The organism is Thalassospiraceae bacterium LMO-SO8, assembly GCA_031655335.1.
In the GTDB taxonomy this organism is placed as follows: domain Bacteria; phylum Pseudomonadota; class Alphaproteobacteria; order Rhodospirillales; family Casp-alpha2; genus UBA1479.
Window position 1 is genome coordinate 1054715 of sequence record CP134226.1, and the last position, 15608, is coordinate 1070322.

Consider the following 15608-nt stretch of genomic DNA (forward strand, 5'->3'; position numbering starts at 1 on the left):
ATTTTCCGTCGCTTTGACCGGTGTCAACATTCGATAATGTTCCGAAGAGAATAAAATTCTTTCCCAGCCCTCCTTGTTCGAGAAATTTTCCGCGGCCAACCCTCATTTTTTCGTCCGTTACTGACTAGAGACGGACGTTCACTTGCCCGAAAGCAGCGGCAACCACGCGGTCCGCGGATTCACCCTGCTTGCCCCCCTGGGCTATTCGTGGGACCCGCTGCCCGCCTGCGTCTTGGCGGCGCCGGTGACCGGCGCGATGCTGGAGCGCGCGAAGTATTCGGTGATGAGGTCGCCCATCACGTCGGCGGCCGCGTTGTTGCGCTTGCCTGCGCGGTAGAGCACCAGATCGACGCCTTGCAGGGCCGGGAAGCTTTCCGCGGCGCCGAGCACCCGCATGCCCGGCATGACCGAGCTTTTGGCCACGACGCTGACCGCGCTGCCGCTGAGCACCGCCGCCTGCAGGCCGCTGATCCCGGCGCTGACGAAGGCGATCTTCCATTTCCGCCCCATGGTCGCGAGGCCCGCGAGCGCAAGGTCGCGGAACACGTTGCCGGGCGGCAGGACCGCGAGCGGCACCGGGTTGTTGTTGTGCAGGGAACGGGTTTCCCCCGTCACCCAGACCAGCGGTTCGCGGGCGACCACGTCGCCTTCGTCGAAGGCCCGCATGTCGGTGACCAGGGCGAGGTCGATCTCGCCGCGCTTGAGCTGGGTGACCAGCGGGCTCGACAGCAGGGTGCGCAGTTCGACCTCGATGTCGGGAAAGGCGTTGGAGAAGCTGGACAGGATCGGCGGCAGCAGATAGGCGGCGTACAGGTCGGGCACGCCCAGCACCACCTTGCCGCTGAGCTTGGGCGCGGTCAGGCGCACCTTGACCTCTTCCTGCAGGTTCATGATCGTGCGCGCATAGCCGAGCAGAAGCTCCCCATCCGGGGTCAGCACCAGCTTGCGGTTGACCGTGGTGAACAGCTTGGCATGCACCGTTTCCTCGAGCCGCCGCATCTGTAGGCTGACGGCCGGCTGGGTGCGCCCGAGCCGGCGCGCCGTTTCCGACACGCTGCCCGTTTCCACCAGCAAAATGAACGCCTGCAACAGGCGCAGATCCAAGGGCTGCTTCATGATCTGGGCATTAAATATATTTATGGAAATTATTTAAAGAATAAATTTTGTAAATTGTGCACTGCACCCTAACGTCTTCGTTGCGTCATACAAGCCGGGACATTCCCGCCACAACAGGAGATCGTCATGTCAGGCACCACACGCCGGAAATTCATTCACGCCGCCCTTGCCGGCGCGCTCTGCGCCTTTACCGCCGCGGCTTCCACGCCCGCGACCGCCGCCGACCGGGTGATCAAGGTCGGCACGCTGAAACTGATCCACGGCATCACGCCCTATTTCTACGAAAAGTTCGCACCTGCGGGATACAAGATCGAGGTCATCCCCTTCGAAAGCCCGACGGACGGCAAGAACGCCGTGGTGACCGGGACCGTCGATTTCGGCATTTACGGCCTTGCCGCCGCCACCCTGGGCGCGGCCGCCGGTGAGCCGGTCGTCGTCGTCGCCGCCGCCTGCAACCGCGGCATGGCCGTGGTTTCCGGCGCGAAGTCGGGGCTCAACACGATCAAGGACCTGAAGGGCAAGAAGGTCGGCATCTGGCCGGGCTCGACCCAGGAAGTGGTCATCCTCGACCGTTTGAGCGCCGAAGGCATGACCATCAAGGACATCAAGCCGATCCGCGTTTCCTTCAGCGACATGGCCCCGGCGCTGGAACGCGGCGACCTCGACGCCTATGTGGGCGCCGAGCCGGGCCCCGGCATCAGCCTCGCCAAGGGGGTCGGCAAGATCGTCGAATATCCCTATTCGACGCCGACCGGGTCGCTCAACATGGTCCTGACCACCAGCCAGGAAAAGATCGACAAGGATCCCGAACTGGTGATGACCCTGTTGACCATTCACAGCAAGGCCGCCGAATACGCCATGAAGACCCGCGCCGAATTCGTCGCCGTCGCCATGCAGAAGCTGGGCCAGCAGAAACCGTCGATCGAGAAGGCCGCGCCGAACGTGGAACTGACCTGGAAAATCGACGACCTGTTCCTCAAGCAGGCGAACTATTACGGCACCCAGATGCTCGCCAAAAAACAGATTCGCCAGTTGCCGGATTACGCGACCTTCATCAACCCGACCTTCGTTCAGAAAATCGCGGGCATGTAATCGTCGACATGGCCAGCGACATGAACATCACCGCCCAATGCCAAACGGTTGCGCCCGGGGACACGTCCCCGGCGCAACCCGCTTTGAGCCGGGCCCTCCTCAGGCGGCTGCGAAAGATCGGCCTCGGGCTGATCGTGCCCCTGACCCTGATCGGGTTCTGGGAACTGATGGTCCGATGGACCGGCACCCGGCTGATCCCGCCACCGGCGGATGTCCTCGTCATGATGTGGGATTTCGCCTTCGGCGGCGTCTACGACGACGGCTTCAGCGCCAGCCTGCCGATCCATCTGTGGGTCTCCCTACAACGCGTCTACGGCGGGTTCCTGGTCGCGGCCCTGGTCGGCATTCCGCTGGGCGTGGCGCTCGGCCGCTCTCCCCTGCTGCGTGACATGCTCGACCCGACCCTGTCGCTGCTGCGGCCCGTCCCGGTCACCGCCTGGCTGCCGCTATCGATGATCTTTTTCGGCCTGGGGCCCAAATCGGCGGTGTTCCTGGTGTTTCTCGGCGCCTTCTATCCGATCCTGTTGAACACCGTGTTCGGGGTGAAATCGGTCGATGCCCGCCTGTTGGAGGCCGCCGCCATGTTGGGCTGCAAGGGCTCCCAGTTGTTCCGCTCGGTCGTGCTGCCGGCGGCCACCCCCAACATCTTCAACGGCCTGCGCCTCGGCCACGGGTTCGCCTGGATCCTCATCGTGGTCGGCGAGATGACCGGCGTGCCCGAAGGCCTGGGCGCCGTGATCATGGACGGGCGGACGCTGTCCCGCACCGACCTGGTCATCACCGGCATGATCGTGATCGGCGTGACCGGGTTCCTGTCGGACCGCCTGATCGTCCTGCTTAACAACCGCCTGCTGCGTTGGAGCCCCCAACATCATGTCTGATCCCCAGAACCCACAGGCGGCCGGCGCGCCGCCCATCATCCGCATCGCCGGGCTGAACAAATCCTTCGAGTCCGACACCGGCCGGTTCCTGGCCCTCAGCGGCATCAACCTCGACATCGACAAGGGCGAATTCGTCTGCCTGCTGGGGGCGTCCGGCTGCGGCAAGTCGACCCTGCTGCGGATCATCGCCGGCTTCGAGACGGCCAGCGAGGGAACCGCCAGCGTGTTCGGCCGCCCCGTCCACGAACCGGGCCCGGACCGCGGCATCGTGTTTCAGGACTATGCCCTGTTTCCCTGGCTGACCGTCCATGAGAACATCGCCTTCGGCCCCAAGCACGCGGGAATGAGCGCCAAGGAAGTAAAACGGATCGCCGATAAGTTCACGGAAATGGTCGGCCTGACCGCCTTCACCGGCCATTACCCGGCGCAACTGTCGGGCGGCATGAAACAGCGTGTCGCCATCGCCCGCGTTCTCGCCAACGACACCGACATCCTTTTGATGGACGAACCGTTCGGCGCGCTCGACGCGCTGACCCGGGCGAAACTTCAGGAAGAACTTCTCGACATCTGGCGGCAGACGAAGCTGACCGTTATCTTCGTCACCCATTCGGTCGAGGAGGCCGTGGTGCTGGCCGACCGCATCGTCGTCATGAGCGCCGGTCCCGGCCGGGTCGACTGCGACATGGCGGTCGATCTGCCCCGTCCCCGCGACGTGTCGTCGGAACCGTTCAACGCCGTCCGCCGCACCGTGGCGCAGCGGCTCAGCAGCAACTTAGCGCCGGGCCGCCGGCTTGCAACCGGAGACGCCGCCTGACATGCCCACCGACCAGACCGCCGACACCTACCGTGGCATGGAACGAGCCGCGATCGACGCCGCCTACAACAACTCCGCCGCCGTCGCGGACAGCGCCGACCGCGTGGAAAAATGGCGCCGCCGCAGCGAGAAAACCCGCGCCCGGCCCGGGGCGCGGCTTGACCTCCGGTACGGGTCCGGCGCCAACAACCGCATTGATTATTTCCCCACGGACATGCCGTCGGCGCCGCTGTTCATCTTCATTCACGGCGGCTACTGGTTCCGCAATACCAAGGAAATCTTCGCCTTCGTCGCCGACGCCCCCTGCGCCAACGGCATCAACGTCGCGACCATCGGTTACACCCTGGCCCCCGAAGCCGGGCTCAGCCAAATCGTCCAGGAAGTCAGCCAGGCGATCGATTTTCTGGTGAGTTCCGCCGACCACCTGGGGTTCGACCGTGCCGCCGTCATCGTCGGCGGATGGTCGGCCGGCGGGCATCTCACGGCCCTTGCCGCCGGTCACCCGGATGTCGCCGGCGTTCTGCCCATCAGCGGCATTTTCGACCTGACCCCGATCGCGCTCAGCTATATCAACGACGCCCTGTCGCTGACGGCGGCGGAAGTCGAGACCCTAAGCCCCCTATTCAACCTGCCCCGGCGGAAAATCCCGCATCGGCTGTTCGTCGGCGGCGACGAACTGCCGGAACTTCAGCGGCAATCCACGGCCTATGCCGCAGCGGCCGCCGCCGACGGCATTCCCGCAGCACTGGAGGTCGTCCCCGGCCAAAATCACTTCACGATCGTCGATGAACTGGCCGCCGAAAACGGCGTGCTCCTGCGCGGCCTGCTCCGCCTTGTCCGGCAGGTTTCCAAGAATCAGGGCGTCTGAACAAGGATCGATTGCGCCGCTCTGGCGGCTCTCGTTGTGTTGCCGCCGGAGATGTCGAATCTGCACGGTCGCAACCGAAGTTCCTGATTTTTTCCTGTCATTTTCCGCTCATTCAGGTCTTTTCTGTACGAAAGGACCATCCAAATCCATGCGGGGATCAATGACCAAGGCATTTGACGGAATTCGCGTTATTGACACGACGCATGTCCTGGCGGGACCTTTCGCCAGTTATCAGATGGCCGTCCTCGGCGCCGAAGTCATCAAGGTCGAAGCCCCCCATGATCCGGACCAGGCGCGTTGGCAGGGCTCGGACCGCGCCCTAAGCGACATCGGCATGGGCACCGCCTTTATGGCGCAGGCGTCGAACAAGAAGACACTGGCGGTGGATTTGAAGACCGAACCGGGGCGCGACGCCCTCAAACGGTTGATCGCGACGGCCGACGTGTTCGTGGAAAATTACCGGCCGGGGGCTTTCGAAGATTTGGGTCTGGGCTACGATGCCATGGCCAAACTCAATCCGGGTCTGATCTATTGCTCGATCTCGGCGTTCGGCGCGACCGGCCCCCGCGCCCACCTTACCGGCTATGACAACATCCTTCAGGCGTTCTCGGGCATGATGGCAATGACCGGCCATCCCGACGACCCCCGCCCCCTCAAGACCGGCGCCCCGGTGGTCGATTACGCCACCGGCACCACGGCGGCCTTCGCCATCACGTCCGCGCTTCTACAGCGCGAACGGTCCGGCGGGAAGGGTCAGTTCGTCGATGTTTCCATGCTGGAAGTCGCGCTGATCCTGACCAGTTCGCACCTCACCGGGTTCAAGTGGAACGGCAAGCATCCCGAACCCAAGGGCAATACCTTCCCCTTCGCGACGATCGGCTGTTACGAAGCCTCGGACGCGCCGATGATGATCGCGGCGTCGAACTTGGCGCAACAGGAACGCTTGTGGACCGCCCTGGGCCGCCCGGACATGGTCAAGACCGACAACAATCAGCGCCTGGACGCCCATGGGGGGGAACAAGCCGCCCTGGCCGCGATCATCGCCACCAACACGGCCGACTACTGGGAAAAATTCCTGCAACAACGGCGCATCCCGGCGGCCCGTATCCGCCGCCTGGAGGAAGCCCTTGCCGACGATCAGGTTTCCGCGCGCCAGGTGCTGCATACGCACGTCGCACCCAACAGCGTCGCGGACGGGCTGACCGTGCCGGTCCTGCCGTTCCATATGTCCGAAAGCCCGTCGGAAGTGACCCTGCCGCCCCAGCCGGTCGGGGCGCAGACCGCCGAAATCCTTACCGAACTCGGCTATGACGCCGACGAGATCGCCGCGATGAGATCGGCCGGCTGCATCAACTGACCGCTCCGGGGCAGCGGCGTTATTTCGCCACCACCCAGGGCCGCCAGATCTGCCGCTCGCGGATGCCGCTGCACTTCTGCATCAGGACGGCGGCCCCTTTGGCCGCGCCGTCGATCACGGTCATGCAGAAATCGGATTTCAGCATCTTGACGTGGCCGTCGGCCTGCAACTCCCACTGCATGCTGGGGATGGACTGGCATTTGGAGATCAGCACCGGCGTGCGGTCCCGGGGCTGGGCTTCGGCGCTGGCGACGCAAAACTTGCCGCTGAACACCAGGGCGTTCGGCAACTCGTTCGGCCTGATCCACAGGGTATCCCGCTGTTTGCAGTCGGCCAGGGCCATGGCTTCCGTCGGACCCTCGCTTTTGCTCAGGCACAGTCCGGGTGCGCTGGTCAGTTCGAACCGCAGCGTCCCCTTGGGCTGGTTCCGCTGCCGCTTGATCGCGGCGATCAAGGCTTTTTCAGCGGTCGGCGCCGGGGCCGCGGCCGAGTTGCCGACAACCACCGACGTCGAGGGAATGGTCTCGATCTTGATCGAATTCGGATCGATGGTGGACGAGTTCGGCGTGGTCTGGCCCGTGTTGACGTTGTTGCCGAAGTTGATCGTCGGCATGGTCGGCCCGGTCGGCTTGGCGTCCGGGTCCTTGCCGGCCTTGTAGGCGGCCAGGCGGGTTCTGAAATTGGCGCTCGGCTGCGTGTCGGCGCCGATCACGGCCGCCCAATGAAACAAAAATTCATCCGGCCCGTCCTTTTGCTGAAGAAAAATATTGAGATCGAGGGGGCGGTTCGCGATATCGATCGACTGTTGGATTTTTCCGGCCGCTTTCTCCAACGCCATGAACTTGTCGATTTCCATTGTCACGATCACCCCGGCGGCGATGGCGATCATCAACGGCCCGAGAGCCGCCGTCGCAACGCCCGACGTTGTCCAACTGCCGGCACCACCACCCGTCTTGAGGGCCGTCTCGACCACTTTTTTCGCCGCCTCCTGCGACGCCTTTATCGCCGCCTTCCTGAACGGAAATGTCGCAATATGCACCGGCTTGACAAACAACGGCACGAGAATGCTGCCCGCCGGCCCGGCAAAGCCGGCCGCCATCTGGATGGACCCCACGAGCATCTCGTTATAGTCGGGCGGCGTGACCATGGAATCGGAATAGATGACGGCGGCGCCCATCTTCGACGCCGCGACCTCGTAGGCCTTTTTGGACGCCAACTCCCAGGTTTGATGCGCCTGTTTCGCCTGATAGGCGATGAACTGCCGGTTCCACTGGATAAGCTGGGCAACCTGCCCCATCAGCTGCTTCTCGGATTCCGTCCGCTGACCGGCGGGTTTGGCGGCGGCATCCATCACGGCCGCGCCAAGTGCCGCGGACAGATAGGGGCTTTCCCACGGCCGGTTGTCGATGACCTCCCAGGCCTCCTTTAGAACCTCTTCCGGGTTCTTATTCGCTAGCTTCGCAGCCTTTTTGATCTGGGTATCCAACGCCGTGCGTTCGGCGATGAGTTTGGCGAGAATGTCGTCGGCGCCCCTGCCGAGGCCGAACAGGCCGTACTTTCCGCGTTCAGGCAGGACCCAACGCATCTTGTTGTTGCGGCAGGCCTTGGCGGATTTGATGCTGAACCACGTACGCTTGGCCCCTTCCGGGCAGGTCCAGCAGGTGCCGCCGTCGATCATGTCGAAGATCTGACCGGGTTCGCACTTGAGATCGCCCCGTTGGACTGCCGGCTCGAACGCGAAGGACGTCTTGCAGGCCGCCTTCCCGGTCACAGCATTGGCCGTGCGGTTGTAATCTTCGGGGCATTTCCAGCATTCACCGCCATTGCGCGGATCGCGGAAGGCATCCTGATCGGGACATTGCCGTCCCTTGAAGATCGCCGATGTCGCCTTCTTGCCGATCTTGCCGCAGGCATTCCACTGGTCGACCTTCGCGGCGGTCCGGCCATAGCCCGCGGGGCAGCTCCAGCACTCGCCGCCGTTGCGCCCGTCCTTGAAAGAGCCGCTCGGGCATTTGACCGCCCCGAGGAACGTGGCGGGCCCCGTCCGGTCCGGGACGTTCTTCTGACAGGCCCGTTCATGCGTGATTTTCCGGGCGCTGCGCACATATCCCGTCGGACAAACCCAACAAGACCCCAAATCGGCGAACGTTCCTTTCGGGCACGCCTTGATGGATTGCCGGATATAGGTGGCCTTCTCGAAATTACAGGGGGCCTGGAGATTCCCGGCCTTGTCGACGCCGCCGCAGGCGGAATGGCCCTGGAGCTGCTGCCAGGCCGAATTCGCCCGCGCGTCATTTGCGTCAAAACTCAGGATAAACAGACCGAGGAATAGAATACCCAGGTATTTCGGCAGCAACCTTGCAACAAACGACGCCATAGACGGTTCCCCCTCGCGGCGCATATCGCGCCGAAGTCATGAATTTCGATACTTATGTTCTTAAATCACCTAAGCGCGCCGAAATCATGCCTTTTGGGCCGCGTCGGATGGGGTCCGAGGAATTTTCTGCGCACCGGCGACAGCGATTGCGCATTTGAAGTAATTCCGGCGGCGCGAGAGGAGGGAGGGACTCCAGAAGTGGCAAAAAGGCACCCTCAGCCGCGGGACCGCAAGGTTTGCGACGGCAGAACGCCGAAGCGTTCCAAATAGCATTTGGAGAACCAGCCCATGTGGGTAAATCCCCACTTGGCGGCGATCGCGCGGACGGAAACGCCGCTGTCGGCTTGGCGCAGGTCGTCGTGGGCAAAGGTCAGCCGCACGTATTTGACGTAGGCGATGGGCGACATGCCGAAGGCGTCGTTGAACGCGGTCTGCAGTGTCCGGTAACCGCACCCCGCATGATGGGCCAGGGTTTCCAGCGTGATCGCCGTATCCGCATGGGCGTGGATGTAATCGCGGGCCCGTTTGACGTAATAGGGGACGGCGACGGCCTTGGGACGGCCCTGCAAGGCATCCGTGGCGGAATTGGGCAACAGCGACAGCACGCTGGTCAACAGCAAGTCCTTGAGGCCCGCCAGCATGATGGGGTTGTCCGCCCCGCACATGGGACCATCCAGGGCCTCGGCGATATAGGCGACCGTATTGCGCAGGTGCTGCCCGCCGGGGGTGGTCAGGTCGAGTTTGACGTCGAACCGGATGTCCATCAAAGCGGCGTCGTCGCCGACCAGCTTGCGGGCATGTTCTTTGAGGCATTCGAGAGGCAGGGGAATCACGAAGCTTTCGAAGGCGTCCTGACGGGCCGTCAGAGGCAGGCGCTTGTCGCGGATCAAGCCCGTGGCCGTTGAAATCTCGAACTCTTCCCCGCCATGCCGGACACCGGCCGCGCCGCCGGTCAGGATGAACAGCAGCAACGTGTCCTCAGCGTGCTCGTAGGCATGCACGCGGGTCGGCACGTCACCGTAGGTAACATGCATGATGCTCAGACCGTCGAGGTCGGCGCACTTGAGCGAGGCGTCGATTTCGTGCCCCTTGCCGATGACGTCGATTTCATCCGTGTTTGTCAGGCGCGTCAGGATATCCCGCATTTCATGCAGGTCCGTGGAGGTCAGTATTTGATGGTTTTCAAGGAACGTCATGTGGGAGGCGCGCCGTGATTTATCCGACGAGTAGCCATGCATTATAGCTCAACCCCTGCCTGTGACCATGGTCACATTGGCCGCCGCCAACTTGAATTTTTTCTCATGCTCCGGGCGATCATGGGCATGGGCACTTCCCGCCCCGGCCTGTTCAGGGCTGCGCAAATCCGCTAAATGAGGGCGGTCCTTAGAACAAACCGCAATCAGGAGAACATCCAATGGGGGAACAATGCGTCGTCGTGACCGGCGGCAGCAGCGGCATCGGGCGCGCCTGCGTCGAAGCCGTCGCCGCGTCGGGCACCAAGGTCGTCAATCTGGACCGCAATCCGGCCGAACTCATTCCGGGCGAGACCTTTATCGAGCTCGATCTCTACGACCACGGCAAAATCCGTGATGTGTTCGCCGATATCGCCCAGACCTTCGACATCGTCGGCCTGGTCAACAACGCCGGCATGTCGCTCGCCAAAACGTTGGCCGAGACCGAGGCCGAGGATTTCGCCAAGGTGGTCCCCCTCAACATGGTCGCACCCGCACTCTGCGCGAAATACGCGGCGGAACACATGAAACGCGTCGGCTGGGGCCGCATCGTCAACATGTCCAGCCGCGTCATCCTGGGCAAGGAACTGCGCACGACCTATGCCGCGACCAAGGGCGGCATCGCCGCCATGGCCAAGGTCTGGGCCCTGGAACTGGCGGCCGACGGCATCACCGTCAACACCATCGCCCCCGGCCCCATCGCCACGCCCCTGTTCAAGGAGGTCAACCCGCCGGGCAGCCCGCGCACCCAGAAAATCATCGACGGCGTGCCGGTCAAGCGCCTGGGCGAGCCAGAAGACATCGCCAACGCCGTGATGTTCTTTTTGAAGAAGGAAAGCGGCTTCGTCACGGGCCAAACCCTGTTCGTCTGCGGCGGCCTGACCGTCGGCGGCGCGCAATGACGGGCACCGTCACGCCAGCGAAACATCGCTGGAACGGCGCGTCGTAATCCGTCACAAAGAGGGACGCGGCGTTCCGGCCGTGATCCCTCGCATAAAGGAGCATCTGCATGACCGCGATCCTGATTTTGGGTTTTCTGATCGGGATTCGTCATGCGTTTGAGCCCGACCACTTGGCCGCGGTGACCGCCATGGCGTCCGGCAAGACGTCGCTTCGCCAGACCCTGCGCCAGGGCGCGGTCTGGGGCCTGGGCCATACCACCACCCTGTTCCTGGTCTGCGGCGCCGTGATCTACATGGAAACCGCGATTTCCGATTTCGCCGCGCGCATGATGGAGGCCGTGGTCGGGGTGCTGCTTGTCGGCCTGGGGGCCGAGGTGATCCGCCGCATGATCCGCGACCGCATCCACTTCCACGCCCATCGCCACGCCGGCGGGGAAACCCACTTCCACGCCCATTCCCACAAGCACGAAACGCGCGAGGCCATGCATCCGCGGACCCACGACCACGACCATCCGGCGGCTTTTCCGCTGCGCTTTTTCGTGGTCGGCCTGATGCACGGCATGGCGGGATCGGCGGCCTTGGCCGTGATGACGGCGCAGACCACGGCATCGCCCTGGCTGGCGCTGGCCTATGTCGCCCTGTTCGGCGTCGGCTCCATGGCCGGCATGGCGTTGTTCTCGGCGGCCATTTCCCTTCCGCTCCGGGGTGCCCGCTCCCTGACCTGGGCCCACAACGGCCTGCAGGCGGCCATCGGCTGCCTGACCGTCGGCCTGGGCGCCACGACGGTCATCACGTCGCTCTTTCCCTGATCCGGCCCTGACCCGGCCCTGACCCGGCCCTGATCACGCCTTGAGGTTGGTCGGCGCCACGGGAACCGCGGGGGCGACCGGCAACGCGGGCTCGGCGACCGGCGCGGCCACCGCGCGCAGGCCGGCGAACACCTCGCCCACCCCGATCAGCACCGGACCCTCGCCCATCGCCGGCGTCTGGCCCGCCAGATAGCCCAGGGTGCGCGCCTCGCGCATCTCGTCGGCGCGGCTGACGTTGGCGACGATCACGGCGGGGGTGCCCGGTGCCCGGCCCTGTTCGATCAGCCTGCGGGCCAGGGTGCCCGCCGTGCGCCCGGCCATGTAGACCATCAGCGTCGTGCCCGCATCGGCCAGGCCCCGCCAGTCCATATCCTCCGGCAGGCCGCCCGCGTGCCCGTGCCCGGTGACGAAGCGGACGGAGCGCGCCTGGTCGCGGTGGGTCAGCGACACGCCGAGCGCCGCCGCCGCCGCCAGCGCCGCCGTGATGCCCGGCACCACATCGACGGCGATGCCGCGGGCCTTGAGCTCGGCGATTTCCTCGCCGGCGCGGCCGAAGACCATGGGATCGCCCGATTTCAGGCGCACCACCTGCTTGCCCTGGCCGGCCAGCTTGATCATCAGGCCGTTGATCTCGTCCTGGCGGCAGGACGGCCGGTTGCCCCGCTTGCCGACCAAAAGACGCTTGGCCTCGCGCCGCGCCAGTTCGAGCACGTCGTCGGACACCAGATCGTCGTACAAGATCACGTCGGCGGCCTGAAGCGCGCGCACGGCCTTGAGCGTCAGCAGTTCCGCGTCGCCCGGCCCGGCCCCGACCAGGGTCACCCGGCCCGTTCCCCCGGCGGTGCGGATTTTCAGGTCCGCCGGGTCCATGGCGGTTTCCGGTCGGGGATGGTCCGGCTCGGCGAAGGCGCGTTCCGCCTGGGCCCGCCAGAACAGGCGCCGCCGCGCGGCCTCGGGCATCAGGGTCCGCACCCGGTCGCGCAGCGCCTGCGCGGCGGCGGCCCAGTTGGCGATGCCCGGCGGCAGCAGGGTTTCAATGCGCCGGCGGATGGCCTGACCCAGCACGGGGGCCGCCCCGGCGGTCGAGATGCCGATCACGACCGGCGAGCGGTTGACGATGGCGCCGAAGGAAAAATCGCAATGGGCCGGACGGTCGATGATGTTGACGGGCACGCCCGCCGCCCGCGCGGCGGCGGCGAGCGATGCCGCCTGATCTTCGTCCGCCGCATCGGCGACGGCCAGCGCACATCCGGCCAGATCGCCCGCGTCCCACACGCGGCCGTCCGTGATCCGCCGCACCTCGGCGCCGGCGGCCGTGACAAGCTCCGATTTCCAGCCCGCGGCGTCCGTCGCGCCCCAGACCGCGACCGGGCGGCCCTTCAGGTCGTGGAACAGGGGCAGCACGGCGAGGTCCGCCATGGCGCCTGGGGTGCGTTCTTCCGGCTGTCTCGGCATGTCAGCTCGCTTTCTTAAGTTCGGCATCGGCGATCAGGACCTCGATCTCCGGGCGGCAGGACCCGCAGGTGATGCCCGCCCCCGTGCAGGCCCCCACGGCGTCGACGGTGGCGCAGCCCTGATCCACGATGGCGCGGCGGATGTCGTTGGCGCCCACGAACATGCAGGTACAGACGATGGCCCCGGGGTCGGCCTTGTCGGCGGCGCGGCGCCCGGCCAGGACCGCGATGCGGTCCGCCAGGGTTGCGGCATTCGCCGTCAGCTTCCCGGCCAGCCAAGCGCGGTCCACGGTCACCGGGTTCCGCGCCGCGAACAGGGCGCCGATCAATTGATCTCCCTGGAAGGCGGTCATGCGATATCCCCCGGCGGCCCGGTCTTCGCTCGCCATGATTCGGATGGCGCCGTCCGCCGTATCCAGGCCCAGAACCGTCGCGACCCAGGCCGCCCAGTCCTCCGGCACGGTGGCACCCGCCAACTCCATCCGCCAGCCGCCCTCGGCCCGGGCCAGGGCCCAGTAATCGGCGCCCGCCGGATCGGGACGCCGGACCGAGACGGCAAAGCCGTAGAACCCGGCGGCGAAGGGCGTGACGCAGACCGGCGTGTATTTGGCTTCCGGCTGGCCCGACACGGGATCGACGTGGGAGGCGACCAGGGCGTCGGCCCGCGCCTTGCCCGACCACTGGTCGTTCCAATGCATGGGCATGAAGACCTGACCCGGGCGCACGCGGCGGGTGATCAGGGCCCGCACCAGGCATTCGCCCTGGGGGCTGGTCACGCGGGCCAGCATGGCCGGGCCGAGGCCCAGGCGCTCCGCATCCTCGGGCGCGATTTCCAGGAACGGTTCGGCGAGGTGCTGGGACAAGGCCGGCGACAGGCCCGTCCGGGTCATGGTGTGCCATTGGTCGCGGATGCGCCCGGTGTTGAGCACGAGCGGATAGGCGATGTTGGGCGACGTCGCCGGGGCGCGGTCCGAAACGGCGATGAAGCGCGCGCGCCGGTCGGGGGTGAAGAACCCGCCGTCGGCGAAGAACCTTTCCTCGGAGACCCCCTCGGCCCGCTGCGGCCACAGGGTCGGCGGAAGGGCTTCATAGGCCGCGTCGTCGATCGCCGCCATGGCGCCCAGGTCCAGGTCACGGGCAAGCGCCGCGCCGGCCCGCGCCGTGAGCGCGGCGTATTCGCGGAAGATGTCGGCGGGCCCGGCATAGCCGAACGCGTCGCCGTGGCCCAGGCGTTTGGCGACTTCGCCGATCATCCACCAGTCGGCGCGCACGTCCTCGGGCACGGGCAGGAAGGCGCGCTGCCGGGAAATTCGGCGCTCCGAATTGGTCACCGTGCCCTCCTTCTCGCCCCAGGCCTGGGCCGGCAGCAGGACATGGGCCAGCGCCGCCGTGTCCGTGTCCCGCGTCACGTCCGACACGGCGACGAAGGGGCATTGGCGGATGGCCTCGCGCACCCGGTCGGCGTCGGGCAGGCTGACCGCCGGATTGGTCGCCATGACCCAGAGCGCCTTGATGCGCCCGTCCGCGACGGCGTCGAACAGATCGACGGCCTTGAGCCCGGCCGCCCCGGCAACCCCCGGGCTGGCCCAGAAATCCTGCACCAGGGCGCGGTGGGACGGATCGTCCAGTTCCAGATGGCAGGCCAGTTGATTGGCGAGCCCGCCGGTTTCCCGCCCGCCCATGGCGTTGGGCTGGCCGGTGACCGAGAACGGCCCCATGCCGGGCCGGCCGATGCGGCCCGTCGCCAGATGGCAGTTGATGATGGCGTTGACCTTGTCCGTTCCGGCCGAGGACTGGTTGACGCCCTGGCTGTAGACGGTGACCGTACGTTCCGTGCGCACGAACAGATTGTAGAAGGCCATGACCTGATCGAGGGTCAGGCCGCAGCGCGCCGCCACCCATTCCGGGTCCGACGCCTCGGCCGTGCGCAGGGCCTGGGTCACGCCCGCCGTGTGGTCGGCGATGAAGGTGCCGTCGAAACCGCCGTTCTGCGCCAGCCAGGCCAGCAGGCCGTTGAACAGGGCGACGTCCGATCCCGGCTGAAGCGCCAGGTGCATGTCCGCCGTCTCCGCCGTCGCCGTGCGCCGGGGATCGATGACGACGACGCGGGTGCCGCGCGCTTTCCGGGCGGCCTGTAGGCGCTGGTACAGCACCGGATGACACCACGCCAGGTTGGAGCCGACCATGACCACCAGGTCCGCCTGCTCCAGGTCCTCGTACAGCCCCGGCACCGTGTCCGTGCCGAAGGCGCGCTTGTGCCCGGCGACCGAGGACGCCATGCAGAGCCGCGAGTTGGTGTCGATGTTGGCCGAACCGATGAACCCCTTCATCAGCTTGTTGGCGACGTAATAGTCCTCGGTCAGCAATTGGCCGGAGACATAGAAGGCCACGGAATCCGGGCCGAATTCATCGATCGCGGCACGGAACCGGGAGGCGACAAGATCCAGGGCGTCGTCCCAGGATGCCTGACGCCCCCCGATCTCCGGGTGCAGCAACCGGTCGTCGCGGGAGAGGGTCTCTCCCAAATTCGTTCCCTTCGAGCACAGCTTGCCGAAGTTGGCCGGATGGTCGGGATCGCCGGCGATGGTGACGGCGCCGTCGGCGGCCACGGTGGCCTGCACGCCGCAGCCGACCCCGCAGTAGGGGCAGGTCGTCGCGGTGCAGGTTGCCGCCATTTCCGCCATGCCGTCGGTCATGCGTCCCGCC

The 15608-nt window shown here is 65.8% G+C and carries 12 protein-coding genes; 7 read left to right on the forward strand and 5 right to left on the reverse strand.

What is annotated here, in order from left to right; genetic code table 11:
• Nucleotides 1-201 precede the first annotated feature (201 nt).
• Nucleotides 202-1116: a LysR substrate-binding domain-containing protein gene (locus RJ527_05145; protein ID WND77131.1), complete on the reverse strand. Its 915-nt coding sequence runs from the start codon at nt 1114-1116 to the stop codon at nt 202-204.
• A gap of 126 nt (nt 1117-1242) precedes the next feature.
• Here RJ527_05145 and RJ527_05150 point away from each other — a divergent pair, with 126 nt between their 5' ends.
• From RJ527_05150 to RJ527_05170, 5 genes are all read left to right on the forward strand, one after another.
• Complete coding sequence (locus RJ527_05150) at nt 1243-2208, forward strand: NrtA/SsuA/CpmA family ABC transporter substrate-binding protein (protein ID WND77132.1); 966 nt, start codon at nt 1243-1245, stop codon at nt 2206-2208.
• A gap of 83 nt (nt 2209-2291) precedes the next feature.
• Complete coding sequence (locus RJ527_05155) at nt 2292-3089, forward strand: ABC transporter permease (GenBank protein ID WND77133.1); 798 nt, start codon at nt 2292-2294, stop codon at nt 3087-3089.
• Nucleotides 3082-3903, forward strand: coding sequence for an ABC transporter ATP-binding protein (locus RJ527_05160; protein WND77134.1), 822 nt, complete (start codon nt 3082-3084; stop codon nt 3901-3903). The genes RJ527_05155 and RJ527_05160 overlap by 8 nt, the downstream gene beginning before the upstream one ends.
• A gap of 1 nt (nt 3904) precedes the next feature.
• Nucleotides 3905-4771 carry an alpha/beta hydrolase gene (locus RJ527_05165; GenBank protein ID WND77135.1) on the forward strand — a complete coding sequence of 289 codons (867 nt, stop codon included), beginning with the start codon at nt 3905-3907 and terminating at the stop codon, nt 4769-4771.
• A gap of 160 nt (nt 4772-4931) precedes the next feature.
• Nucleotides 4932-6128, forward strand: a complete 1197-nt coding sequence (locus tag RJ527_05170) for a CaiB/BaiF CoA-transferase family protein (GenBank protein WND77136.1) — start codon at nt 4932-4934, stop codon at nt 6126-6128.
• A 19-nt stretch (nt 6129-6147) separates the two neighbouring features.
• On the opposite strand, the gene RJ527_05175 is transcribed toward RJ527_05170, so the two are convergent.
• Together RJ527_05175 and RJ527_05180 are read right to left on the reverse strand one after the other, a co-directional pair.
• The gene (locus RJ527_05175) at nt 6148-8505 is read right to left on the reverse strand and encodes a ricin-type beta-trefoil lectin domain protein (protein WND77137.1); all 2358 of its coding nucleotides are present in this window, start codon (nt 8503-8505) and stop codon (nt 6148-6150) included.
• A gap of 215 nt (nt 8506-8720) precedes the next feature.
• Nucleotides 8721-9701 (reverse strand): AraC family transcriptional regulator, encoded by a 981-nt coding sequence (locus tag RJ527_05180; protein ID WND77138.1) that lies wholly within the window; start codon nt 9699-9701, stop codon nt 8721-8723.
• Between the two features lie 218 nt (nt 9702-9919).
• On the opposite strand from RJ527_05180, the gene RJ527_05185 reads away from it, so the two are divergent.
• Together RJ527_05185 and RJ527_05190 are read left to right on the forward strand one after the other, a co-directional pair.
• The gene (locus tag RJ527_05185) at nt 9920-10639 is read left to right on the forward strand and encodes an SDR family oxidoreductase (protein ID WND77139.1); all 720 of its coding nucleotides are present in this window, start codon (nt 9920-9922) and stop codon (nt 10637-10639) included.
• Nucleotides 10640-10746: 107 nt separating this feature from the next.
• Nucleotides 10747-11448, forward strand: a complete 702-nt coding sequence (locus RJ527_05190) for a hypothetical protein (GenBank protein ID WND77140.1) — start codon at nt 10747-10749, stop codon at nt 11446-11448.
• Between the two features lie 33 nt (nt 11449-11481).
• Here the strand turns inward: RJ527_05190 and cysG are convergent, their stop codons facing one another.
• Entirely contained in the window at nt 11482-12903 is a 1422-nt protein-coding gene (gene cysG, locus RJ527_05195) for a siroheme synthase CysG (protein WND77141.1), read from the reverse strand.
• Between the two features lies 1 nt (nt 12904).
• A complete protein-coding gene (locus RJ527_05200; GenBank protein WND77142.1) occupies nt 12905-15598 on the reverse strand; it encodes a molybdopterin-dependent oxidoreductase in 2694 nt (897 codons plus the stop codon).
• Between the last annotated feature and the right edge of the window lie 10 nt (nt 15599-15608).

Coding starts and splice junctions, on each gene's coding strand:
- RJ527_05145 (WND77131.1), bottom strand. CDS start 1,116: ATGAAGCAGCCCTTGGATCTGCGCCTGTTGCAGGCGTTCATTTTGCTG.
- RJ527_05150 (WND77132.1), top strand. CDS start 1,243: ATGTCAGGCACCACACGCCGGAAATTCATTCACGCCGCCCTTGCCGGC.
- RJ527_05160 (WND77134.1), top strand. CDS start 3,082: ATGTCTGATCCCCAGAACCCACAGGCGGCCGGCGCGCCGCCCATCATC.
- RJ527_05165 (WND77135.1), top strand. CDS start 3,905: ATGCCCACCGACCAGACCGCCGACACCTACCGTGGCATGGAACGAGCC.
- RJ527_05170 (WND77136.1), top strand. CDS start 4,932: ATGACCAAGGCATTTGACGGAATTCGCGTTATTGACACGACGCATGTC.
- RJ527_05175 (WND77137.1), bottom strand. CDS start 8,505: ATGGCGTCGTTTGTTGCAAGGTTGCTGCCGAAATACCTGGGTATTCTA.
- RJ527_05180 (WND77138.1), bottom strand. CDS start 9,701: ATGACGTTCCTTGAAAACCATCAAATACTGACCTCCACGGACCTGCAT.
- RJ527_05185 (WND77139.1), top strand. CDS start 9,920: ATGGGGGAACAATGCGTCGTCGTGACCGGCGGCAGCAGCGGCATCGGG.
- RJ527_05190 (WND77140.1), top strand. CDS start 10,747: ATGACCGCGATCCTGATTTTGGGTTTTCTGATCGGGATTCGTCATGCG.
- cysG (WND77141.1), bottom strand. CDS start 12,903: ATGCCGAGACAGCCGGAAGAACGCACCCCAGGCGCCATGGCGGACCTC.
- RJ527_05200 (WND77142.1), bottom strand. CDS start 15,598: ATGACCGACGGCATGGCGGAAATGGCGGCAACCTGCACCGCGACGACC.